We start from the raw sequence: 23,507 nt of genomic DNA, 5'->3' as shown, positions 1-23,507 counted from the left end.
GACCCCATATATATTGATAAATACACATGGGGTCAGACCCTTATGAGACAGCCTCTATCATCATAAATTTTTTAATATGTCAGCTAGTGCAGGCAACAAATCATCTTTGTGAATCTCTTGCATTTCGCCTGTTTTGCGCACTTTTACTTCAACGATCCCTTCACTGGCTTTCTTACCGACTGTAACTCGGACAGGAATGCCAATAAGATCTGCATCTGCAAATTTCACGCCAGGTCTTTCATGACGGTCATCTAGTAAAACTTCATAACGATTTCTTTGCAATTCTGTGTAAATTTCCTCTGCAAGTGAAGTTTGTGCTTCATCCTTCATATTTACAGCAATAACATGTACATGAAACGGTGCAATATTTGCAGGCCAAACAAGTCCTTTTTCGTCGTTAAACTGTTCAGCGACAGCTGCCAAAGTCCGAGAAACTCCTATTCCGTAACAACCCATGATCATTGGCTGTGATTTGCCGTTTTCATCTAAATATACGGCATTCATCGCTTCACTGTAACGGGTTCCGAGCTTAAAGACATGTCCAACTTCGATTCCTTTCGCAAAAAGAATCTTTCCTTGTCCATCCGGTGAGGGATCCCCTTCTTGAATAAACCGGAGGTCTGCATACCGTGCCACTTTAAAATCTCGGCCAGGGTTCACATTTATGTAGTGGAAATGTTCTTCATTGGCACCGCATACACCGTTTGTGATCGCTTCAACCGCAAAGTCTGCGACAATTTCAACATTGTTTACATGAATCGGGCCGATTGATCCAACACTTACGCCAAGAATTTTCTTCGTTTCTTCAGCATCAACCAGATCTGCAGTACTTGCTTCAAATAGATTTTTCAGTTTAATATCATTAACTTCGTGGTCACCGCGAACGAGAACGAGCACATATGATTCATCCACTTTGAAAAGCAATGATTTAATGCACTTTTTCTTATCTACATTCAGATAAGCAGATACTTCTTCTATCGTTTTTTGATTTTCTGTTTTTACTTTTTCCAGTTCTTTCATTGGCTCATTGTCTTTTTCATATTTGACAACGACAGGTGCCATTTCAATGTTGGCTGCATAGTCCGAAGTATCAGAGTAAGCAATTGTATCTTCTCCAACATCTGATAACACCATAAACTCATGCGTATCTTTTCCACCCATAGCTCCTGAATCAGCAATAACCGCACGAAAATTAAGTCCGCATCTTCTAAAAATATTTGAATATGCTTGGAATATTTTTTCGTATACTTCGTCAAGGCTTTCCTTTGATGAATGAAAGGAATAGGCATCCTTCATGACAAACTCTCTTCCTCGCAAAAGCCCGAAACGCGGACGCTTTTCATCACGAAACTTCGTTTGAATCTGATAGAGAGTGAGTGGAAGACGTTTATAAGATTTTACTTCATCACGAACAAGGCTTGTAATCACTTCTTCATGTGTTGCACCAAGAGCGAATTCTCTTTCATGGCGATCTTTTAGCCGCATCAATTCCGGCCCATATGTATACCAACGTCCTGATTCTTGCCAAAGTTCCGCTTGCTGCAATGCTGGCATTAACAATTCGACTGCTCCAGCATTATCCATTTCTTCACGAATAATTTCCTCAATTTTTTGCAGAACTTTTCGCCCTAAAGGCAAATAGCTGTAAACACCGCTGGCATTTTGCCGTATAAAACCGGCTCTTAATAATAGCTGATGGCTTTTTATTTCTGCATCTGCAGGTACTTCTCTTAATGTCGGAATTAGCGTCATACTCTGTTTCATATCATACACCCCATTTATTTAAATCCCAATGGGCCTCCGTGCACGATGGCCGGAGGCATTAAGCAAAGTATAAATTTTTTATGAGTTAAAGAAAAAAGCGTTGAATATCGTTCCATGTTACTACGAGCATCAATAGCATAAGCAGTGCAAACCCGATAAAATGAACCATTCCCTCTTTTTGGCGGTCAATCGGTTTCCCCCTGACAGCTTCAACAGCAAAAAACAATAGTCTTCCGCCATCTAAGGCCGGTATTGGAAGCAAATTCATGATCCCAAGGTTTATGCTTAAAATTGATGCCCATTTCATTAAATAATAAATCCCTGATTTTGCAACGGTATCGGTTGAGACATAAATGCCGACCGGTCCAGAAAGGGAATCAATCGAAAACTGCCCTGTCACTAACTTGCCAAGCATTACGAAAATCTCTTTTGTCCAAAAATATGTTTCTTTTGCTCCGTAAGTGAGTGCTTTTAACGGTGATTTTTCAACAGGACTATAAACCCCAATTAAACCGATTTTTTTCCCTTCTGCTTCTTGAACTTTCGGTGTAACTTTTATTTCCATTGTTTTTCCATTGCGTTCAATCGTAAAGTTAAGTTCTTCGCCTGGATTTTTGCGAATGATTTCCACCACATCTGTCCAGGTTGAAATTTCTGAACCATTAATGCTTACAACCTTATCTCCTTCTTTTAAACCTGCCTCATAGGCAGCACCATCCGGAGTCAATTTTCCAAGAACAGGTTCCATAGAAGGTACTCCCTGTAAAAGTGCAATAATAACAAAGACCACAAATGCCAGGATGAAGTTCATCATTGGACCTGCAAATATGGCCATCGCTCTTTGGCCGAGTGTCTTTGAAGCAAACTGACGGTTATATGGAGCAATTTGAGTTTCTGCGCCATTTTCTACGACTGTTGCATCAGGATTGACAGAAAACGTACGAAGAACGTCATCTTCATCATCCGCATATCCTTTAATGACAAGTTCGTGTTCAATGTCTGCATACTCTACTTCTACAATCCTTGCATCAGGATATTTTTCTTTATTATTTAAAATAATTTTGTCTACTTTTTCGGCTTTGTCAAACAGTAAACCAATTCTGTACCCGGGCTTAATTTCCACCATTTCAGGGTCTTCTCCTGCCATCCGGACAAATCCGCCTATTGGCAAAAGCCGTATCGTATAAGTAGTTTCCCCTTTTTTATAGGAAAATACTTTCGGGCCAAAACCGATTGCAAACTCACGGCATAAAATACCCGCTCTTTTAGCAAAAACAAAATGTCCTAATTCATGAAAAAAAACAAGGGCGCCAAATATGATAATAAAGGCTAACACTGTACTCAAACGTATAACCACCTTTTAGACTGTCAGATTTTTTTCGTGTTTTTTGCATCAAATATATTTCTTGGCTAAAGAGTACCAAATATATTGCTTGAAGCCAAGTATGAATCAAGTCCGATTGCACTCTTTATTACATTCTATGTGAAACTAGTCAATATAAACCTTTAACAAAGCTTCTTGTTTCTTTATCAACTGTTTGAATCGTTTCAAGATCAGGATGTGCAATGATTTGATGCTTGCTGATTGCTTTTTCGATTAAATCTTCGATTTGCAGGAAGGAAATTTCCCCTTTTAGAAAAGCTGCCACCGCTTCTTCGTTTGCGGCATTTAAGACTGTCGGCATCGTTCCTCCCGCTTTTCCGGCTTCATATGCAAACTTTAAACAGCGAAAACGGTCAAAATCCATCTCAGCAAAATGGAGCTTGCCAATTTGTGCAAGATTTAGCTTGCTGGCAGATGTAAGCGGCAGTCTGTCCGGGTATGTTAACGCAAATTGAATCGGCACCCTCATATCCGGAGTTCCAAGCTGGGCAATGATGCTGCTGTCATGGAACTCCACCATTGAATGAATAATACTTTCCTTATGTAAAAGCACTTGAATTCGGTCATATGGCATTGAAAAGAGCCAGTGAGCTTCAATCACTTCAAGGCCCTTGTTCATCATTGTTGCTGAATCGATCGTAATTTTCGCTCCCATCGACCAATTAGGATGGTTCAGGGCTTCTTCTACAGTAACATTCATTAGTTCGTCACGGGTTTTGTCCCGAAAACTTCCTCCTGAAGCTGTTAAAATAATTTTTTCAATGTTTTTTTCTTTTTCTCCTTGAAGAGCCTGGAATATAGCTGAATGTTCACTGTCGATCGGGAGAAGTGCTACTTTTTTCCGTCGGGCTGCTTCCATGACGAGATGACCCGCAGTTACTAGCGTCTCTTTATTCGCAATCGCAATTGTTTTCCCTGCTTCAATTGCCTGCAATGTTGGATATAGACCGACACTGCCCATAACAGCATTTACAAGAATATTTGTTTTATCGAATACAGCAACTTCTGTTAACCCTTCTTCTCCATAAGTGAACAAAATTCCGGGAAATTCTGTTCTAAGCATATCTGAACCAGATTGATCCTGGGTTGAAACAAGTTCAGGCTTAAATTCACTAATGATTTTTCTAGCGAGATCAAGATTCCTGCCGACAGACATTGCCGCAAGCTTAAATTGGTCAGGATGTTCCTTTATTATGTCCAATGTTTGTGTACCAATTGAACCGGTTGCCCCTAACAAACTAACATACTTCAAATACATTCAACTCCTGCTAAATCCAAAATTCCAATCAAAAGAAAACGTGGTTTTTTTACAACATGTGAAAGAAATGCAAAAGCGGCCAAACAAATAATAGACTGTCAAATCGGTCTAAAATGCCGCCATGACCGGGAAGAATATTGCCGGAATCTTTCACATCATAATGCCTTTTTAAAGCTGATTCAACAAGATCGCCAATTTGGCCGAAAATAGACAAAAAGACAGTGATGATCATCAATTCGATAATTGATGCATCAATATCTGTAAAAATCACAAATAATACTGCAACGATAACGGCACATACAATACCGCCAATAAATCCCTCTACCGTCTTATTCGGGCTGATTTCCGGCCAAAGCTTGTTTTTTCCCATAGCCCGTCCAATAAAGTAAGCACCTGAATCTGTAGCCCAGACGATAAACAATGAATAAAAAACATATGTCAAGCCCGCTTCGCGCGTTTCAATAAAATAATAAAACCCAATCCCGATATACAAGATTGACATGGTTGAAAAGGCAACATCGTCAAATGAAAACTTGTTCTTTGTCGCAACGGTATAAGTTAGAAAAAGCAAAACAGCCAATAGCGCAACTTCTACCTTGGAATAGTTTAGATCTTCAATTAAATTTAAATACTCATTCGGCAATAAAAATATCCAAAGAAGAGCCAAAGAGATAATTCCTGGAACTGAAAATAGTTTCAGTTTGCGCATCTTCAACAGCTCATATAAGCTGATCGTTGCCAATAAGTAGATCATAGCTAAAAATGGCATATTTCCAAAAAAAACAATCGGCAAAAAAACAGCCGCTGCTGTGATTGCTGTTATGATTCTTTGCTTCATCAATGATTCAACACCTTTATATTCTTCGTCTAAATTTAAGGAAATGGAAGCCCCGCTTGTCCGATTTAAGGAGGATTAAACCCCCCCCCGAAGCGCCTCTGGCGGTTTTGGAAAACTTCTATCGCTTCAATTAAATGTTCCTCGGTAAAATCCGGCCACAATACATCCGTAAACCAAAATTCCGTATACGCAACCTGCCAAAGCATAAAATTGCTCAGCCGAATTTCACCGCTTGTTCTAATTAGGAGATCGGGATCCTCTAGTCCGGAAGTCATTAAGTAATTGGAAAATACATCCTCGTTCAAGTCATTTTCATCCATTATTCCACTTCGGCAATCTTTTAAGACATTCTTTACAGCTTCAATAATCTCAGCTCTGCTCCCATAATTGAGTGCAAAATTTAATATAAGACCATCGTTTTCCTTTGTATCATTGCTCGCTTTTTCAATGGCCCTCAACGTATGTTCCGGAAGATTATGCTTATAACCGATCATATTTACCTTTACATTTTCCTTCACAAGCTCCGGCAAAAAGGTGTCCAGAAACTCTTCAGGCAGCTTCATTAAATATTCGACTTCGTTCTTCGGACGCTTCCAGTTTTCCGTTGAAAATGCGTACAATGTTAAAATCTTAATTCCTAACTGTTTAGCCAGCATTGTTATTTTACGAACGACCTTCATACCCTCATGATGGCCTGCTACTCTTGGCAATGCTCTTTTTTTTGCCCAGCGGCCGTTTCCGTCCATAATGATGGCAATATGAGAAGGTACTTGATGTTCTTTTATATTTTTTATTCGATCTCGGAGATTGGAAGAGGAATTCTGGTTCTTCCAAAGCTTTATTTTGTTAAACATAGTACAGCTCCTCCAAAACAGGTTAATCATAGCCTCCGATAAAAATATGGAAAATGCAGAATTTGTAAAAATTTTTTCAAACTGCACGCTCTTATCATACCAAAAATTCAATCAGATATCTCTAAAAAAATATGAAGGAAAAAGTGAAAGCAAAAGCTTTTTCACAACAATGATCGCTTTTCCTATTTTGAAAAAGAAAGCTCGCCGTACGGCGAGCAATCATTATACTTCCAAAATTTCCTTTTCTTTATCCTTTGTGATTTGATCAATTTTGTTAATATGTTCATCTGTAAGCTTCTGAATATCATCCGAATATCCGCGAAGATCATCTTCTGTTATTTCGCCCGCTTTTTCAAGCTTTTTAAGATCATCATTTGCATCGCGGCGGATGTTTCTGATCGCGACTTTAGCTTCTTCTGATTCTTTTTTCACAACCTTTACAAGCTCTTTGCGGCGCTCCTCAGTGAGCTGCGGAATAGCAATCCGGATAAGGGAACCGTCACTTGTCGGATTTAATCCCAAATCAGATTTTAAGATAGCCTTTTCGATTTCCCCGACAATAGATTTATCATAAGGCTGGATGACAAGCAAGCGAGGTTCAGGAACAGAAATTCCTGCTAATTGATTGACAGGTGTAGGCACTCCATAGTAATCAACGGTTACTCTGTCCAATAAAGAAGCGCTCGCTCTGCCTGCACGAATACTAGCAATTTCGCGTGTATATGCTTGAATTGCTTTCGTCATTTTTTCTTTGGCAGCTGCAATGACTTGTTTTGGCATTAATTTTTCCCCCTTACGATTGTTCCGATTGTTTCGCCCATCACGGCTCGTTTAATATTGCCTTGTTCCATAATAGAGAATACAATTAATGGTATATTGTTGTCCATACATAATGATGATGCGGTTGAATCCATTACCGCGAGTCCCTCTTTTAGAACATCTAAATAAGAAAGTTCATCATATTTTTTTGCATTTTTGTCAACACGTGGATCAGCAGAGTATACCCCATCTACATTGTTTTTCGCCATTAAAATAACTTCGGCTTCGATTTCGGCTGCCCGTAAAGCCGCAGTTGTATCCGTTGAGAAGTATGGGTTTCCAGTACCAGCAGCGAAAATAACCACCCGTTTTTTCTCAAGATGGCGAATTGCACGTCTGCGAATATATGGTTCTGCCACTTGGCGCATTTCGATTGAAGTTTGGACACGAGTTTCAATCCCTAATTGTTCAAGGCTGTCCTGCAATGCAAGGGAATTCATCACAGTTGCCAGCATTCCCATATAATCTGCTGTCGCTCTGTCCATTCCCATCTCACTGCCTATTTTCCCGCGCCAAATATTGCCGCCGCCTACAACGACTGCCACTTCAACACCTAATTCAGCTATTTCTTTCACCTGGTCTGCGACCGATTTAATGACAGCAGGATTTATGCCGAAACCTTGATCACCTGCTAAAGCTTCTCCGCTTAATTTTAATACTACGCGTTTGTACTTAGGGCTGCTCATAAGAACCTCCATATGTAGTTTAAGCCTATCATGCAAGCTTTAAAAACAGGGAACACAAAGTGTTCCCTGAATATAAATCATTTTGTTTAATTCTGGCTTAATGGCTTATTTCTTAACTTGGTTCATAACTTCTTCTGCGAAGTTTTCTTCGCGTTTTTCAATGCCTTCTCCAACTTCGTAACGAACGAATTCACGAATTTTTGCGCCTTTTGATTCTACGAATTGGCGTACTTTTTGGTCAGGATTTTTAACGAAAGCTTGATCAAGAACACAGACTTCTTCGAAAAATTTTCCAAGACGTCCTTCTACCATTTTTGCAACGATGTTCTCCGGTTTTCCTTCATTTAGAGCCTGTTGTGTTAAAACTTGACGTTCACGCTCGACTTCTTCTTGAGAAACTTGGTCGCGAGAAACGTATTTCGGATTTAATGCGGCAATATGCATTGCAACGTCTTTAGCAGCCTCTTCATCAGTAGTCCCTTCTAACACAGTTAGAACACCGATGCGCCCGCCCATATGCAAGTAAGCACCGAAAGCATCATTGTCAGTTTTTGTTTTGATTTCAAAGCGGCGAAGTGTGATTTTCTCACCGATTTTTGCGACAGCGGCATTTATATGTTCTGCAACAGTTGAACCGTTATCCATTTTTTGTTCAGCTGCCTCTTCAACTGTAGCAGGTTTATTTTTAAGAAGATGGTCAGCCAATTCTTTTACAAGTGTTTGGAAGCCTTCGTTTTTAGCAACGAAATCAGTTTCAGAGTTCACTTCAAGAATGACTGCCTCATTGCCTTCAACTTTGATAGATGTAATACCTTCAGCAGCAATACGGTCTGCTTTTTTTGCAGCTTTTGCGATCCCTTTTTCACGAAGAAAATCGATTGCTTTTTCCATATCACCGTTTGTTTCTTGAAGGGCTTTTTTACAATCCATCATGCCGGCGCCAGTTTTTTCGCGAAGTTCTTTTACCATTTGTGCAGTAATTGCCATAATGAGTAATCCTCCTTAATTATATGTTAACTTTGTTTTAAGAATTCTTTAAAAAAAGGTGATAAAGGGTGCTCCCTATTATCACCTTTAACCATTTACCATTACTCAGCGGCAGCTGCCGTTGCTACTTCTTCACCTTGTTTAGCTTCTAAGATTGCATCTGCGATTTTTGAAGTTAAAAGCTTAACAGCGCGAATAGCATCATCGTTTGCAGGGATAACCACATCGATTTCATCGGGATCGCAGTTTGTATCAACAATACCTACGATTGGGATGTTTAATTTGTGCGCTTCTGCGACTGCGATGCGCTCTTTGCGTGGGTCAATGATGAAAAGAGCATCTGGAAGCTGTTTCATTTCTTTAATACCGCCAAGGAATTTTTCTAAACGCTCTTGCTCTTTCTTTAATTGGACAACTTCTTTCTTTGGAAGAACATCGAAAGTGCCGTCTTCAGCCATTCTTTCAATATCTTTTAAGCGTTGTATACGTTTTTGAATTGTTGCAAAGTTTGTTAAAGTTCCGCCTAACCAGCGTTGGTTAACGTAGAACATTCCGCAGCGTTCTGCTTCTTCCTTTACAGAATCTTGAGCTTGTTTTTTTGTACCAACGAAAAGAATGGTTCCCCCATTCGCTGCAAGCTCTTTTACCCAATTATAAGCTTCCTCAACTTTTTTCACTGTTTTTTGAAGGTCGATGATGTAAATGCCGTTGCGTTCAGTGAAGATATATTTCTTCATTTTAGGATTCCAACGGCGAGTTTGGTGACCGAAATGTACACCAGCTTCAAGCAATTGCTTCATAGAAATTACTGACATGCATTTTTCCTCCTAATGGTTTTGTTTTCCTCCGCCCGCATCATTTTTAAACGGAAACTGTCGCTTTGACAGCACCATCCGTTTAAATCAGCAAGCGTGTGTATTCACACCATGTCATAATATAGCACAAGTAAAAATGACAATCAAGTTATTCCTGCTCATTTTGATGATGAAATTTAAGCAAAAGTTCGATTTCCGTCTTTCCTTTATTCAGTTTCTTTGCAATATCTTCAACGCTAAATCCTTGCTGTTGAAGCAAATAAACTTCATTTAACAACAGCTTTAAATCATCGTCTTTCTGTTCGAATTCCATATTTTGAGCTTGGAAATGATCCTCTGAGCCAGCGGATGCATTTTCGGAGCCTGCCTGTTTATCATCCGATAATAGAGAGTTTGATTTCTCAATCGGAAATTTAGAATTGTTGACGTTCTTCTTATAAGCTTTTACCGCCAGAAAGGGAGCGATTTTTCCTATTTTAATTGCACGCTCCGTTTTTGTTGAATCTGAGTGATCATCCGATATATCTGTAGTTGACAACTCGCTTGTTGTATTTAAAACAGTTTCTTTATTTAGACCCAAATGCTTTAGCCGTTTCATAAATATCTCGTTTTCTTCTTTCATTTCAAGCATATAAGACGATAGTACTTCTTCCATTTCCTGAATCATCTTTTCTTGCTTTTTTTCCATCTGACTTAAACGATTCTGTCGCAAATATAAAAGTATGATTGCAAGAAATGCCAATAGATTAAGCAACAAACTTATTATAATGAAAAAAGTAGCCATATAATCCCTCTATCCGATGTAATCGATCATCTTTCCTTTAAATAGATTGTTTTCTGCCGCTGTTTTACATAATTTTTTCCATTGCTTGACGCAATTTGTAAAGTGCTCTCGAATGTATTTGGGAGATTCTCGACGTAGATAGCCCCATTACTTGGCCGATTTCAGTTAATGTTAATTCATCTTTGTAAAACAAACTTAAAACGATCTGCTCTTTTTCATTCAGTTGGGAAATGAGCTCAGCCAATTCCAAAAGCATCTCATCTTTCACGATTTTTTCTTCGGGATTTTCTGCTTTTTCATCCTTGAGGACAAATGATTGCCCGTCTTTGTCATCTTGTTCTATAGGTTGTTCGTCAATTGAAAGAACATTAGCAAAAAAATGTTCATTCATGGTTGAAACGACTTCATCTTCCGACATATTCAGTTCGGCTGCAATTTCTGCTATTGTCGCGTTTCTCATGTACCTCTGTTGAAGCTTTTCAATTGCCGATTCAATCTTTTTAGCTTTATCTCTAGTACTTCTCGGAAGCCAATCTTCTTTTCGCAAACCATCAAGAATTGCCCCGCGAATGCGAAAAGAAGCATATGTATCAAACTTTAATTCCCGCTCAGGGTCAAATTTTTCAAGTGCATCATACAAGCCGATCATTCCAAGGCTATGTAAATCATCTCTTGATACGCTTTTTGGTAGACTGACAGAGATTCTCTGCACATGATAAGTTACTAATGGCATATATTTTTTGACTAGTAGATTTCCAGCATGAGGATCACGATGCCGTACCCATTTTTCCCAATATATTTGCTCATCGGTTGTTAAAACCTTTGTCACGGTAATCCTCCTCAAAACGTTTACCACTTTGTATTGGCGTGGTCTAACCCTTTGCTTATGAGTCAGACTCTATATTATGCTGGTTCCTTTGTTTACCGTACGGATAGATAATTCACAAGTTTTCGGATTGAATTCTATCGTTCTTCCGTTATTTCCTCCAACATCTTCTGCAACAACGCTTATTTTTAATTTAGCAAGCTCTTTCTTTACAGCTTCTACATTTCTCGGTCCGATTCTCATCAGATCGTTCACAGCAGTAAATTGAAACATTTGGGCACCGCCGGCTATTTTTGCTTTTAACGCCATGGGACAAGCACCGCCTTTTACTAATAAGGAAACAAGTTCTTTTACTGCTGTATCAGCATATTTTGCTCTATTAATTGAACCTCCCTTTGCAAGAGAGGAATCAGGAAGCATAACATGAGCTAATCCAGCAATCTCTTTTACCTGATCGTAAATGACTACCCCTACACAAGAGCCGAGTCCGGAAGTCCTGATTAAACCAGGAGCACGCACAATCTTCATATCGGCAATTCCTACTTTAACAACATGCAAATTTTCAGTCATCCTCTGCAACCCCTAATGATTTGAAAATAGTAAGAAAGGAGTCGGGGTCAGGCAAGAGGAAAAAATGGCCTTTCACACCGTCTGAAGCCAGCAAATCATCTTCATTTAATGCCGTTTCAACAACAATTGCATAATCACTGACTTGTGACAATTCAATTAATCCGCAGCTAATGATGGCTCCTACCATATCGATGCTAAGGGCAGGCACGGAAGGATATAGACACAGATTTGTAAAATCTGACAATGATGACAAATAAGAACCAGACAGGATATTACCAAGTTCTTGAAGTGCCGATAAAGCCAGTTCATTATATGGAGGGTTCTCAAATGTGAATTCCAAATCACCAATCATTCGCTTAATAAAGGCAGCTGCCTGTTTTAATGATAGTATAAAAAACATGCTTCCGGGAGCATCTCCTTCAATTCTTAAAAAAACACCGGCAACTACATTTTCTGCACCGCCAGCCATTTCCATCATTTCATCAAACGAAACAATTCGAACATTTGGTACGTTCATTTCTATTTTTTTATTTAATAACGTAGACAACGCCGTTGCCGCATTGCCGGCGCCAATATTGCCGATCTCTTTTAAAATATCGAGGTGCAAACTTGTAATTTTTTCGATAAATAGCATGGGTCTACCCTTCATTTCCTGCAGAAACAGTGATTTCATCCGATTTTAAAACGCGGCCGAGATCAAGCAAAATTAATAATCTTTTATCTATTTTTGCTACGCCCTTAATGTAATCCTCATCCAAGCCCCCGACTACTTCAGGAGGGGGTTCAATTGAATTTGCCGGAATATCTATTACATCATTTGCAGCATCGACGATCAAACCTACTTCTATATCTTCCATTGACACAATAATAACACGTGTGTTTTCATGATAACTTACTTCCGGAAAACCAAATCTCTTCCGAAGATCTATAATTGGTGTAACGACACCCCGCAAATTAATGACACCCTTTACGAAAGATGAAGTGCCGGGAACTCTCGTAATAGGTGGAACCTTTTCAATTGACTGGACTTGGCTGACAGGGATTGCGTATTCTTTATCCATCAATTGGAAGACGATTACTTTTATATCATCCGTTTGGGCCATCGTCATGTTGATTCACTCCCTTTAAATCTCTCATTTTCTTACTTAATTAGGGCATTGCAATCTACGATTAAAGCAACTTGACCGTCACCAAGGATCGTCGCACCGGAAATCGCAAAAACATTTGTTAAGTAATTACCAAGCGATTTTAAAACAACCTCTTGTTGCCCAATAAATGAATCGACAACAAGACCGGCCATTTTATCTCCTTTTCGAACTATGACAACCGAGTGGAATTCATCATCGTCTTCATCTCGTGCAGGAACTTCAAATATATCCTTTAAGAATAAAAGAGGTACAACCTTTCCTCTGAAATCAATCACTTTCTGATTATGAGCATTTAAAATATCTTCTTTTTTCACGATCGTTGTTTCGATTATTGAAGATAATGGGATAGCATATTTCTCTTTTTTGATTTCGACAAGCATGACGGAAATAATGGAAAGAGTTAATGGCAATTGAATGGAAAAGACGGACCCTTCTCCTTCTTTTGAATCAATAGACACTGAGCCTCCGAGTGATTCGATCGTGTTCTTCACAACATCCAATCCGACTCCGCGGCCCGAAATATCAGAAATTTTTTCAGCCGTCGAAAAACCGGAAGCAAAAATCAGCTCGTACACTTGTTTATCTGTTAAGCCGGCGGCAGTTTGTTCATTAATAATTCCTTTATTAATAGCCTTATTAAGTATTTTCTCTTTCTTTATTCCCGCTCCGTCATCTTCAATCTCGATAAATACATGATTACCGCTGTGGTAAGCTCTCAGGACAATCTTTCCCACTTCATTTTTCCCGCTTGCTTTTCGTATTTCAGGAGTTTCAATGCCATGATCAATCGCATTTCGCAACAAGTGTACTAGCGGATCCCCAATTTCATCGATCACCGTTCTGTCCAGTTCGGTTTCCGCACCAATAATTTCTAATTCGATTTTTTTATTTAGATCTCGAGCAAGCTGCCGCACCATCCGCGGAAATCGGTTAAAGACAGTTTCTACAGGAACCATTCGCATATTTAAAATAATATTTTGCAAATCACCTGAAATTCGGGACATTCTTTCTACCGTTTCATGCAATTCCTGATTGTTTAACTCACGTGAAATTTGTTCCAGTCTTCCCCGGTCAATGACCAATTCCTCAAACAAGTTCATTAAAATATCGAGCCTTTCGATATTAACGCGAATCGTCTTGTTGCTTGCGGCAGACTGTTTAGCCGTTGGTTTCTTGCTCATAGCCGCCTCGTTTGATTGGGAATTCTTTCTATGCTGACTGCTTTCTGAGCCTGTAGGATCAGACTGGCTGTTAACAAGAGCTTCACTCCGTTCTTCCGATCTGCGAAAATCTTCAAATGAAAGAGGGACAACTTTTACTTTTTCTACTTCAGAAACTTTCATAATTTTCTTTTCAATATCTTCCCGCTGTTCCTTTGTAATTAAAGTTACTGTAAAATCATGATCAAATTGCTCTTCTTCCAACAGATCTACTGAAGGAATAGCTTTTATAACTTCTCCCATTTTTTCGAGAACTTCAAAAATCATAAATACACGGGCTGCTTTTAGCAAACAGTCTTCTCGTAAAGTCACTGTAATTTCGTAGGATTCAAAGCCTTGTTCTTTTGACTGCTTTAATACCGTTAACTCGAATTCGTCGTATGTACTGATTGTTCCGACAGTAGTTTCTTTAGCTGCAGCAGCGGCAACTTCTGCATGTGATGTTGATTGAATGGGTTTTTCTCCTTTTTCGATGAGTTTTAATTTATGTACAACGTCACTGACATCCCTTTTGCCGTCCCCGCCTTCTGCAATGGATTGAACCATCGCTTCCAAATTATCAACTGCAAGAAAAATAACATCTAAAATTTCAGGTGTAACGGAAATTTTATGATTACGGATCGCGTCTAAAACATTTTCCATTTGGTGGGTCAGACTTGCCAAGTCTTCATACCCCATTGTCGCTGACATCCCTTTCAACGTATGCGCCGAGCGAAAAATTTCATTGACAATTGAAATGTCCTGAGGGCTTTTTTCAAGCTCTAATAACTTTTCATTACAAGCTTGCAAATGCTCTTTGCTTTCTTCAATAAAAACCTCTAAATATTGGTTCATATCCATGTGCCTACACTCCCCGGCATTAAACATATTTCATAATTGTTTCAGCAATATTCTCAACATTTTGGACTTCATCAACCAGTCTTGTCGCAATCGCTGCTCTCGGCATTCCAAACACGATGGATGTTTCTTGTGACTCTGCAATTGCTTTCACAACTCCGTTACTCTTTAGATGAATTAGCCCTTCGGCCCCGTCCGAACCCATTCCAGTCATAATAACAGCGATCTTTAAATAGTCTTTAATCTTGCTCACAGACTCAAACATGACATCGACCGAAGGACGATGCCCATTATAAGGGGAAGACTTGTCAAGTTGAACTACAAGGCTTGTCCCGACTTGCTTTACCTTAAGGTGATAACCGCCAGGTGCTATATACGCTGTTCCTTTCTTTAGTAATTCGCCATCTTCTGCTTCTTTTACGTGAATATAGGATAAAGCATTCAACCTGTCCGCCAAAGATTTTGTAAAACCGGACGGCATATGTTGAACGACTAAAACTGGTGCCGGCAATTCTCGTGGAAGTTGTGTCAGAACATGCTGCAATGCTCTTGGACCGCCTGTTGAAGTACCTATACAAATCAGCTTTTTTTTCGGATAGTTCCATTTTCCAAAGGAAACTTTCGAATGTATTATCGGATTCTGTAGTTCTATTTTACTATGATTTTCAGTTTCTGTAGTTCCAATTAATGAAGTTTTTTCCACTTGTTTAATATTTGCCTTACTTGCAGAAATCACTTTACGAACTAATTCGTCTTTGACCTTATGCAAATCAAGAGAAATTGCCCCGGATGGCTTTTGAACGAAATCAATGGCTCCATATTCCAATGCCAAGACTGTGTTTTCCTCGCCTTCTCGTGTCGTGCTTGATAGCATGATAACGGGGACGGGATTTTCCTGCATAATCGTTTTTAACGCTTCAAGCCCGTTCAATACCGGCATTTCAATATCCAATGTGACAACATCTGGCTTCAATTCCTTAACTTTTTTTACGGCATCTTCACCATTTCTGGCAGTTCCAATGACACTGATTCGTGGATTTTCAGAAAGAAAATCTTGAATCAGTTTTCTCATGAATGCTGAATCATCTACAACTAGTACCTTAATTTTCTCCATACCGGCCCCCTTTCCTTTCAAAGAGAAATTTCTTTAATTTAGCAACAAAATGAAATTTGACCGCGGGTGTTGTTTCAAAAGCTTTCTGTTTCACATATCGATCTGCCATTTCTTTTAATGTCCGGGAAACAGGTGATTTCTCATTCAGATTCACAAAAGGAATTTGCCTTCTGACAGCCGTTTGCACCGTCAAATCATCAGGGAGAATACCAAGGGAAATCAAGCACCTACCTAAAAATTGATTGACAACCTTTGATAATCTTTGCATCGTTTCGGTTCCATCCTTTACGGATCGGGCTTTATTTACAACCACATATAATGGGATTTTTGAATCGAGTATATGGATATACTTTATCATTGCATACGCATCCGTAATTGCAGTCGGCTCAGGTGTTGTAAGGACGAATACTTCATCTACGGACAATATAAAAGGTAATAAATCTTTTCTAATCCCCGCTCCCATATCAAAAATCAAATAATCATAATCCTTAAAACTTGTTTCCAAATCTTCAAAGAACTGGTCCAATTTGGCTTCTTCTAGTTTTACGAACGAAGTAAGACCTGAACCGCCGGCAATATAATGGACTCCGTCAGGTCCAGCCATAATGATTTTTTCAAGCGGTATTTCTTTTTCGAAATAATCAACAATAGTAAAATCAGGGGCGCTTCCCATTAAAATATCCAAATTCCCCATTCCAATATCCATATCAATGACCATTACTTTGCTGCCCAATATTGACAATGCAATAGCAAAGTTTAATGAAAAATTTGATTTTCCTACTCCTCCTTTCCCGCTGACAACAGCGATTGCCTTTTTACCGTTTTTCTTTTCTTTCAATCCAAGTCTTACTCTTAATCTTTCAGCTTGATCGTACATCTGTTTCAACCCCAAATAATAAATTCGATATCACCGTAGGGGTGGCAACCAGCATATCATCGGGAACATTTTGGCCATTCGTCAAATAGGCCACACCAGTCTGGTATTTATCGATGATGTTCAGCATCGCACCAAAGCTGGATGTTTCATCTGCTTTTGTAAAAATCAATCGATCAATGTTAATAAGTGAAAACTGTTCAAAAATTTCTTCCATATCTCTTTGTTTTGAAGTTAATGAAAGGACGAGATAAGTTTCCATATCTCTGTCAAAATCAATTGTTTTTTTCAAGTCATTAACATAACCACGATTCCGAAAGTTTCTGCCAGCTGTATCAATGAAGACAATATCATACTCAGCAAATTGATCTGCTGCTTTCTGGAAATCTTCCATGTTATAGCATACTTCCAATGGGGCATTTAATAATTTTGCATATGTTTTTAACTGGTCGATTGCTGCAATTCGATACGTATCCGTTGTAATAAATGCTGCCTTTTTTTTATACGTGAGCACACAATCTGCGGCAATTTTTGCTAATGTAGTTGTTTTGCCGACTCCCGTTGGGCCAACCACATTTACAAATTGTTTTGTAAAAGTTACACCGCCATATTTGAGATTGGCTATTCGATTTGAAATATAATTCCTAAGCCATGACAGAACTTCATCTTTTGAAGCACAAGCTCCTGTTAAATACCACTTTTCGATTAACTCTTCGAGTACAGCTGTCTGGATTTGTTTATCAATCTCCTGTTTTTCCATTAGTAAGCTTGCTTCTTGAATCGGACCCGGAAGCGCGATTCCATTTTCATTAAAATTGGAATGATTTTTTTTCAACAGCTCTTTTATTTCAGAAATTTCTTTTATCAATTCACTTTTGAACCCTGTTTTGCTTTCCGTACTCTGTTTTTCATATAGGTGATTCTTCGCATTCGGGAGGTATTTTGTTTTTTGTTTTACGATAGGAATTTGTTCATTTTTTGGCATCGGATCGACCGCTGCAATGACTTCAATTTTTTTCTTTTTAAAAAAACCTAGAAATCCGCCACTATGAACCACCTTTGAATTAAGAATGACAGCATCGTTGCCAAGTTCAGCCCTGATCAATTTCATCGCTTCAGGCATAGAAGAAGCGACGTATTTCTTTACTTTCAATCTACGTTCACCACCCCGACACTTTGTACTTCAACATTTGCTTCCAGTTCGTTATAAGATAATATCGGTATTTGCGGAAAATATCTTTCGGTTAATTGGCGGACATACATTCTTACTGCCGGGGAACATAGTACAACCGGAGTCTGATCCATGAGAGACAATTGTTCAATTTGGGAAGCCAGGGACTCCAAAATACCTTGAGAAACTGCAGGATCCAAAGATAAATAATTGCCATGCTCCGTTTGCTGTATTCCTTCAGCAATCTTTTTTTCTACTTTTCCGGAAAGAGTAATTACTTTTAATGTTTTCTCCTGTCCCGCATATTGGTTCGTTATTTGTCTCGCGAGTGCTTGGCGAACATATTCAGTCAGGAGGTCTGTATCCGTTGTAACCTTTCCAAAATCAGCAAGCGTTTCGAAAATAACCGGTAAATTCCGAATCGATACGTTTTCTTTTAACAATTTTGCAAGTACTTTCTGTACTTCACCGACAGAAAGCGGGGTAGGCGTTACTTCTTCAACGAGGATCGGATAGCTTTCTTTTAAATGGTCGATCAATTGTTTCGTTTCTTGTCTTCCTAGTAATTCATGTGCATTTGCTTTAATGACCTCAGTGATATGTGTCGAGACAACTGAAGGGGGATCAACGACTGTATATCCTAAGATTTCTGCCTTCTCCTTCATTTCTTCCGTAATCCATTTGGCTGGAAGCCCAAATGAAGGTTCAATGGTGTCAATTCCCTCAATTGAATCATCGTCTTCTCCCGGGCTCATCGCTAAGTAATGATCGAGAAGCAATTCACCCCTGGCCATTTCATTCCCTTTTATTTTTAGCCGATATTCGTTTGGCTGCAGTTGAATATTATCGCGGATGCGGACAACCGGGATGACTAACCCTAATTCAATAGCCAGCTGGCGACGGATCATGACAATCCGATCCAAAAGATCCCCGCCCTGATTCGTGTCTGCCAGTGGAATAAGTCCATACCCAAATTCGAATTCAATCGGGTCAATGCTTAATAATTGGACAACACTCTCAGGGCTTTTCATTTCATCGGTTTCCATTTCCTCATTTAGTTCTTGCAAATGTTCTTTATCCGGTTCTGGAATCCGGGATAACATATACCCTCCTAAAATCAGTAAACCGGCAATCGGAAGCGTCAATAAATCCGAAATTGGTGTAAATAATCCAAGGAAGAATATTGTACCTCCTGTAATATAAAGCAATTTCGGATAAGTCAGCAGCTGTGAAGTAATATCAGTCCCAAGATTCCCTTCGGAAGCTGCCCTCGTTACGACAATACCGGTTGCGGTTGAAATCAATAATGCGGGAATTTGACTGACAAGACCGTCCCCTACTGTTAATAGAGAATAGTGGGAAGCTGCATCACTGATCGTCATATCTTTTTGCAGCATTCCAATAACAATCCCAAAAATTAAGTTAATGAGTACGATAATGATACCAGCAATTGCGTCACCTTTTACGAATTTGCTGGCACCATCCATTGATCCGTAAAAATCAGCTTCCCTGCCGACTTTTTCCCGGCGCTGCCTTGCTTCTTGCTCTGAGATCATACCTGCATTTAAATCTGCATCAATGCTCATTTGTTTCCCCGGCATTGCATCTAAGGTAAATCGTGCTGCGACCTCTGAAACGCGTTCAGCGCCTTTAGTAATAACGATAAACTGAATAATGACCAAAATAAGGAACACAACAAGACCAACAACTAAGTTGCCTCCAATGACAAAGGTTCCAAACGTTTCAACAACCCCTCCGGCATCTCCATTCGACAAGATCGACCTGGTCGTTGACACATTCAGTCCGAGACGAAATAACGTTAATAACAGTAATAATGACGGAAAAACGGAAAACTGGAGCGGTTCCCTTATATTCATTGAAGTTAACAATACAAGCAGTGCTAAAGAAATGTTGATAATTATTAAAATGCTTAACAGCCATGTTGGGAACGGAATGATAAGCATTGCTACAATTAAGATCACACCTAGCAATGCCGGAAGATCTTTTGCTGACATACCATTTCTCTCCTAACTCGCCCCAAAATAAAACAGGGTATACGCAATGATTTCATTCAAATCTTATTTTTTGTCCGGTAAACGAACGCGAGAATTTCTGCTACCGCTTTAAAAAATTGTTCCGGAATGGTCTCACCGATTTCCGTCTGATCATATAACGCTCTTGCCAATGGACGGTTCTCCACTGTGATGACATCATTTTCTTTCGCTATATACTTGATTTTTTGAGCGACATAATCTACACCTTTAGCTACGACATACGGAGCATCCAATTTTTGTTCATCATACTTTAAAGCAACCGCAAAATGAGTAGGGTTTGTAATAACCACATCCGCTTTCGGCACTTCCTGCATCATTCTTCGCATTGCCATTTCCTTCTGCCTTTGCTTTATTTTTGATTTGATAAGAGGGTCTCCTTCAATATTTTTATACTCATCTTTAATATCTTGCTTTGACATCCTAATGCTTTTTTCAAAATCGTACTTTTGATAAAGATAATCAAGAATCGCCAGAAAGAACAAGGCACCTGATGCAAACAGCCCCATCTGCATTGTTAAACTTGCGATCGAAGCGAGAGCGGCTCCGACAGATTTATGCGAAAGAATAAGAATTTCATCAATCCGCTTCCAAAGTACCGTAAACGTAACAATCCCGACAAAACTGATTTTTAAAATAGATTTCAATAGCTCAACCAGTGCCCTTAAAGAAAAAATCCGTTTGAAACCTTGGATTGGATTTATCTTTTCAAGCTTTAATTGAATGGCTTCTGACGAAAATAAAAATCCGATTTGAAAATAATTTGCCGCCACACTGGCAACAAATGCAACAAGCATAATCGGTCCTAAAATAAAAGTGATTTCCTTCATAATTTCGAGCAAAATTGATTTGAGATTATTTTCCGTCAAATCAACAAGCAAATAATCCTGAAATGAGTGCCTGAATACGCGTAAAATATGATCCAGCAACAACTCGCCGGTGAACATAAGATATAAAAAAACTGCCAGCAAATTAACGGCCGTAATCACATCCTGACTTTTGGCCACCTGCCCTTTTTTTCGTGCATCCTGGCGTTTCTTAGGAGTCGCTTTCTCCGTTTTTTCTCCGGCAAAAAACTGCAAGTCTAAGGTTAAAAATTTCATTCATGATCCTCCAATAAGGCCCATCAAATCGCGCATCGTACTTAGCATTGTCTCAAACAGCTGCGAGACCCCCTGAATCATCACACCCATGACAGCAATCATAACAATAAAGCTGACACCAATTTTCAAAGGAAGACCGACAACAAAAACGTTTAACTGCGGAACCGTTCTTGCCACAATCCCAAGGGCTACATCAACAAGAAAAAGACATCCAACAACTGGAACAGACATTTGAAATGCAATAACAAAGATGGAACTAAATGATTTTATTACATAATTTACTAGGTTTTCATTGCCAAAAGGGATCCATGCATGATCAATTGGGATAAATTTGTAACTATAAAAAATCCCGTCAATTAACAAATAATGGCCATTTACTGACAGCAAAAACAACAACGCGATCGAGTACAAGTATTGGCCCATTAAAGGGCTTTGTGCACCTGTCTGCGGGTCAATGAGATTGGCAATGGAAATGCCCATTTGAAAATCAATAAATCCTCCGGCTATCTGGATGGCAGACATAATCATATAGGCGACAAAGCCGAGAAAAAGCCCAACAAAAGCTTCTTTAATAATCAGGAGGAAAAACTCTCCATTGATTTCAAGAGCGGGTGCATCAATTGAATAATACATAATCCAGGCAAGAAAAAAGCCAAGGCCGATCTTTATCCTCGCAGGAATTGTCCTGTAAGAAAAGAGCGGCATCATGAGAAAAAAAGACGTTACCCTAACAAAAATAAGCAAAAACACTGGAAATTTCGGAAGCAAATCTAGCATAAAATCATCCTATAAATCTCGTTAAATTCGAAAAAATTTCATTTGCATATGACAGCATATGGCTTAGCATCCATGGTCCAAAAATGACCACACCAAGCAATACGGCAACTATTTTCGGAATAAATGCCAGCGTTTGTTCCTGAATTTGTGTCGTTGCTTGAAAAATACTTATAATCAAACCTACAACTAATGAAAGGAGCAATAATGGACCGCTTATCATCAATACTGTGTAGATGCCCTGTTCGGCAATCGAAATGACAGCTTCAGAAGTCATAACATTCACCCGCTTTAAAAGCTTTGTAAAAGAGATTTAACAACTAAATACCAACCGTCTACCATGATAAATAGTAATATTTTGAATGGGAGCGAAATCATAACAGGCGGAAGCATCATCATTCCCATCGACATTAAAACACTTGACACCACCATATCGATCACTAAAAAAGGAATAAAAATCATAAAACCAATTTGAAAAGCCGTCTTTAATTCAGAAATTGCAAAAGCTGGAACGAGCGTCGTCAACGGTATATCCTGTATAGACTTCGGACGTTCTGCCTTTGAATAATCTAAGAAAAGGGCAAGGTCTTTCTGTCTTGTATGGGCGCTCATAAACTCTTTAAATGGCACACTTGCCCGATCGTAAGCCTCTTCCAAAGTAATTTTATTATTAAACAGAGGAGTCAGCGCCTCTTCGTTTACTTTCTCAAAAGTAGGAGCCATTACAAAAAATGTTAAAAACAGAGACAATCCAATCAGCACTTGAGTTGGCGGCATTTGCTGTGTAGCAAGCGCCGTTCTGACAAAGGAAAGAACAATGACAATTCTTGTAAAGCAGGTCATCAAAATAAGTATGCTGGGAGCTAAAGAGAGAACAGTCAAAAGTAAAAGAAGTTTAACAGAAACAGAAACGTTTTCTGGGGAACTGTTGCTAAAGAATTGTATAAATTCGTTCATCGTTCGTCTTTCCCTTTCTGTTCCATACCTTCAAAAAATTTTTTCCTTTCATTTTTCAACTCATCTAATTGCTTCTTTAGAAGCATTTTGAATTGACTGTGATCCTCTTTAGCAGCAAATGTCTTCCTTGTTCTTTGAATCACCTTTGTCACAAAATCGCTTGGTTGAACAAGCTGTTCCATTTTGTCGTTGTATTCTGTGATGATTTGACGAAACTCATCAGGATCGTCTATTTCTTTTAACAGCTGGATGTTTTCACCTACGCCGACAACCAGAAGCCGGTTTCCCACCTTAACCATTTGAATCGACCGGTTTCCTCCGAGATTCGCACCCCCTATGTTTTCTATTAATTGGGTGCGCTTGTATACCATCGTTTTTTTATTGATCAGCTTGAGAATAAAATAAAGAAGCGCCACTACAAAAAGTGTTGCAAAAATCATTCTGAAGAAATCCCACACATTTAGTCCAACAGGATCTCCGCCTGCTTTTGATTGTTTTTCATGTTTATTAAGCACAGAATTTTCTTCACAGCGATCGGGATGTTCAATACAATCTTTCACACTATTATTTACTTGCTCTGCAAAAGCCCAGCTTCGTGAGCCAAGCAAAGCAAGTAAAACAAGAAGCGCCACTTTACCTATCAATCTTAATTTTTGCAATGCGCTGCACCTCT

The 23,507-nt window shown here is 39.1% G+C and carries 24 protein-coding genes; all 24 read right to left on the bottom strand.

Annotated elements, in window-relative coordinates; translation table 11 throughout:
• Positions 1 to 60: 60 nt before the first annotated feature.
• A complete protein-coding gene (locus BMMGA3_RS06130; RefSeq protein WP_003349102.1) occupies positions 61 to 1,764 on the bottom strand; it encodes a proline--tRNA ligase in 1,704 nt (567 codons plus the stop codon).
• A gap of 85 nt (positions 1,765 to 1,849) precedes the next feature.
• Positions 1,850 to 3,109 carry an RIP metalloprotease RseP gene (gene rseP / locus BMMGA3_RS06125; protein WP_003349101.1) on the bottom strand — a complete coding sequence of 420 codons (1,260 nt, stop codon included), beginning with the start codon at positions 3,107 to 3,109 and terminating at the stop codon, positions 1,850 to 1,852.
• A gap of 148 nt (positions 3,110 to 3,257) precedes the next feature.
• Positions 3,258 to 4,400, bottom strand: a complete 1,143-nt coding sequence (gene dxr, locus BMMGA3_RS06120) for a 1-deoxy-D-xylulose-5-phosphate reductoisomerase (protein ID WP_003349100.1) — start codon at positions 4,398 to 4,400, stop codon at positions 3,258 to 3,260.
• A gap of 55 nt (positions 4,401 to 4,455) precedes the next feature.
• Positions 4,456 to 5,244, bottom strand: a complete 789-nt coding sequence (locus BMMGA3_RS06115) for a phosphatidate cytidylyltransferase (protein WP_003349099.1) — start codon at positions 5,242 to 5,244, stop codon at positions 4,456 to 4,458.
• Between the two features lie 65 nt (positions 5,245 to 5,309).
• The gene (locus BMMGA3_RS06110) at positions 5,310 to 6,098 is read right to left on the bottom strand and encodes an undecaprenyl pyrophosphate synthase (protein ID WP_003349098.1); all 789 of its coding nucleotides are present in this window, start codon (positions 6,096 to 6,098) and stop codon (positions 5,310 to 5,312) included.
• A 222-nt stretch (positions 6,099 to 6,320) separates the two neighbouring features.
• Positions 6,321 to 6,878: a ribosome recycling factor gene (gene frr, locus BMMGA3_RS06100; protein ID WP_003349095.1), complete on the bottom strand. Its 558-nt coding sequence runs from the start codon at positions 6,876 to 6,878 to the stop codon at positions 6,321 to 6,323.
• Positions 6,878 to 7,603: a UMP kinase gene (gene pyrH / locus BMMGA3_RS06095; protein WP_003349093.1), complete on the bottom strand. Its 726-nt coding sequence runs from the start codon at positions 7,601 to 7,603 to the stop codon at positions 6,878 to 6,880. The genes frr and pyrH overlap by 1 nt, the downstream gene beginning before the upstream one ends.
• Before the next feature lie 105 nt (positions 7,604 to 7,708).
• Entirely contained in the window at positions 7,709 to 8,590 is an 882-nt protein-coding gene (gene tsf / locus BMMGA3_RS06090) for a translation elongation factor Ts (protein ID WP_003349090.1), read from the bottom strand.
• 101 nt (positions 8,591 to 8,691) lie between these two features.
• Positions 8,692 to 9,405, bottom strand: a complete 714-nt coding sequence (gene rpsB / locus BMMGA3_RS06085) for a 30S ribosomal protein S2 (protein WP_003349088.1) — start codon at positions 9,403 to 9,405, stop codon at positions 8,692 to 8,694.
• Positions 9,406 to 9,553: 148 nt separating this feature from the next.
• Complete coding sequence (locus tag BMMGA3_RS06080) at positions 9,554 to 10,189, bottom strand: hypothetical protein (protein ID WP_003349086.1); 636 nt, start codon at positions 10,187 to 10,189, stop codon at positions 9,554 to 9,556.
• Positions 10,190 to 10,253: 64 nt separating this feature from the next.
• Positions 10,254 to 11,018 carry a FliA/WhiG family RNA polymerase sigma factor gene (locus BMMGA3_RS06075; RefSeq protein WP_003349083.1) on the bottom strand — a complete coding sequence of 255 codons (765 nt, stop codon included), beginning with the start codon at positions 11,016 to 11,018 and terminating at the stop codon, positions 10,254 to 10,256.
• Between the two features lie 69 nt (positions 11,019 to 11,087).
• Complete coding sequence (locus tag BMMGA3_RS06070; RefSeq protein WP_003349080.1) at positions 11,088 to 11,585, bottom strand: chemotaxis protein CheD; 498 nt, start codon at positions 11,583 to 11,585, stop codon at positions 11,088 to 11,090.
• On the bottom strand, positions 11,578 to 12,219 hold the full coding sequence (locus BMMGA3_RS06065) for a chemotaxis protein CheC (RefSeq protein ID WP_003349079.1): 642 nt from the start codon (positions 12,217 to 12,219) through the stop codon (positions 11,578 to 11,580). The genes BMMGA3_RS06070 and BMMGA3_RS06065 overlap by 8 nt, the downstream gene beginning before the upstream one ends.
• 4 nt (positions 12,220 to 12,223) lie before the next feature.
• The gene (locus BMMGA3_RS06060) at positions 12,224 to 12,694 is read right to left on the bottom strand and encodes a chemotaxis protein CheW (RefSeq protein ID WP_003349077.1); all 471 of its coding nucleotides are present in this window, start codon (positions 12,692 to 12,694) and stop codon (positions 12,224 to 12,226) included.
• A 32-nt stretch (positions 12,695 to 12,726) separates the two neighbouring features.
• Positions 12,727 to 14,793 (bottom strand): chemotaxis protein CheA, encoded by a 2,067-nt coding sequence (locus BMMGA3_RS06055; protein WP_003349076.1) that lies wholly within the window; start codon positions 14,791 to 14,793, stop codon positions 12,727 to 12,729.
• Positions 14,794 to 14,812: 19 nt separating this feature from the next.
• Positions 14,813 to 15,904 carry a protein-glutamate methylesterase/protein-glutamine glutaminase gene (locus BMMGA3_RS06050; RefSeq protein ID WP_003349075.1) on the bottom strand — a complete coding sequence of 364 codons (1,092 nt, stop codon included), beginning with the start codon at positions 15,902 to 15,904 and terminating at the stop codon, positions 14,813 to 14,815.
• Entirely contained in the window at positions 15,891 to 16,781 is an 891-nt protein-coding gene (locus BMMGA3_RS06045) for a MinD/ParA family protein (RefSeq protein ID WP_003349074.1), read from the bottom strand. The genes BMMGA3_RS06050 and BMMGA3_RS06045 overlap by 14 nt, the downstream gene beginning before the upstream one ends.
• Positions 16,765 to 17,931, bottom strand: a complete 1,167-nt coding sequence (gene flhF, locus BMMGA3_RS06040; protein WP_003349073.1) for a flagellar biosynthesis GTPase FlhF — start codon at positions 17,929 to 17,931, stop codon at positions 16,765 to 16,767. The genes BMMGA3_RS06045 and flhF overlap by 17 nt, the downstream gene beginning before the upstream one ends.
• Entirely contained in the window at positions 17,928 to 19,964 is a 2,037-nt protein-coding gene (gene flhA, locus BMMGA3_RS06035) for a flagellar biosynthesis protein FlhA (protein ID WP_003349072.1), read from the bottom strand. The genes flhF and flhA overlap by 4 nt, the downstream gene beginning before the upstream one ends.
• 56 nt (positions 19,965 to 20,020) lie before the next feature.
• A complete protein-coding gene (gene flhB, locus BMMGA3_RS06030; protein ID WP_003349071.1) occupies positions 20,021 to 21,103 on the bottom strand; it encodes a flagellar biosynthesis protein FlhB in 1,083 nt (360 codons plus the stop codon).
• Positions 21,104 to 21,880: a flagellar biosynthetic protein FliR gene (gene fliR, locus BMMGA3_RS06025; protein ID WP_003349070.1), complete on the bottom strand. Its 777-nt coding sequence runs from the start codon at positions 21,878 to 21,880 to the stop codon at positions 21,104 to 21,106.
• 4 nt (positions 21,881 to 21,884) lie between these two features.
• Positions 21,885 to 22,154, bottom strand: coding sequence for a flagellar biosynthesis protein FliQ (gene fliQ / locus BMMGA3_RS06020; RefSeq protein WP_003349069.1), 270 nt, complete (start codon positions 22,152 to 22,154; stop codon positions 21,885 to 21,887).
• Between the two features lie 14 nt (positions 22,155 to 22,168).
• On the bottom strand, positions 22,169 to 22,834 hold the full coding sequence (fliP, locus tag BMMGA3_RS06015) for a flagellar type III secretion system pore protein FliP (RefSeq protein ID WP_003349067.1): 666 nt from the start codon (positions 22,832 to 22,834) through the stop codon (positions 22,169 to 22,171).
• Positions 22,831 to 23,493, bottom strand: a complete 663-nt coding sequence (locus BMMGA3_RS06010; protein ID WP_003349066.1) for a flagellar biosynthetic protein FliO — start codon at positions 23,491 to 23,493, stop codon at positions 22,831 to 22,833. The genes fliP and BMMGA3_RS06010 overlap by 4 nt, the downstream gene beginning before the upstream one ends.
• Positions 23,494 to 23,507 lie beyond the last annotated feature (14 nt).

It is taken from the genome of Bacillus methanolicus MGA3 (genome assembly GCF_000724485.1).
Classification (GTDB): domain Bacteria; phylum Bacillota; class Bacilli; order Bacillales; family Cytobacillaceae; genus Bacillus_Z; species Bacillus_Z methanolicus_A.
The sequence above is the reverse complement of the archived record's forward strand: the minus strand, read 5'-3'. Positions and strand labels throughout refer to the sequence as shown.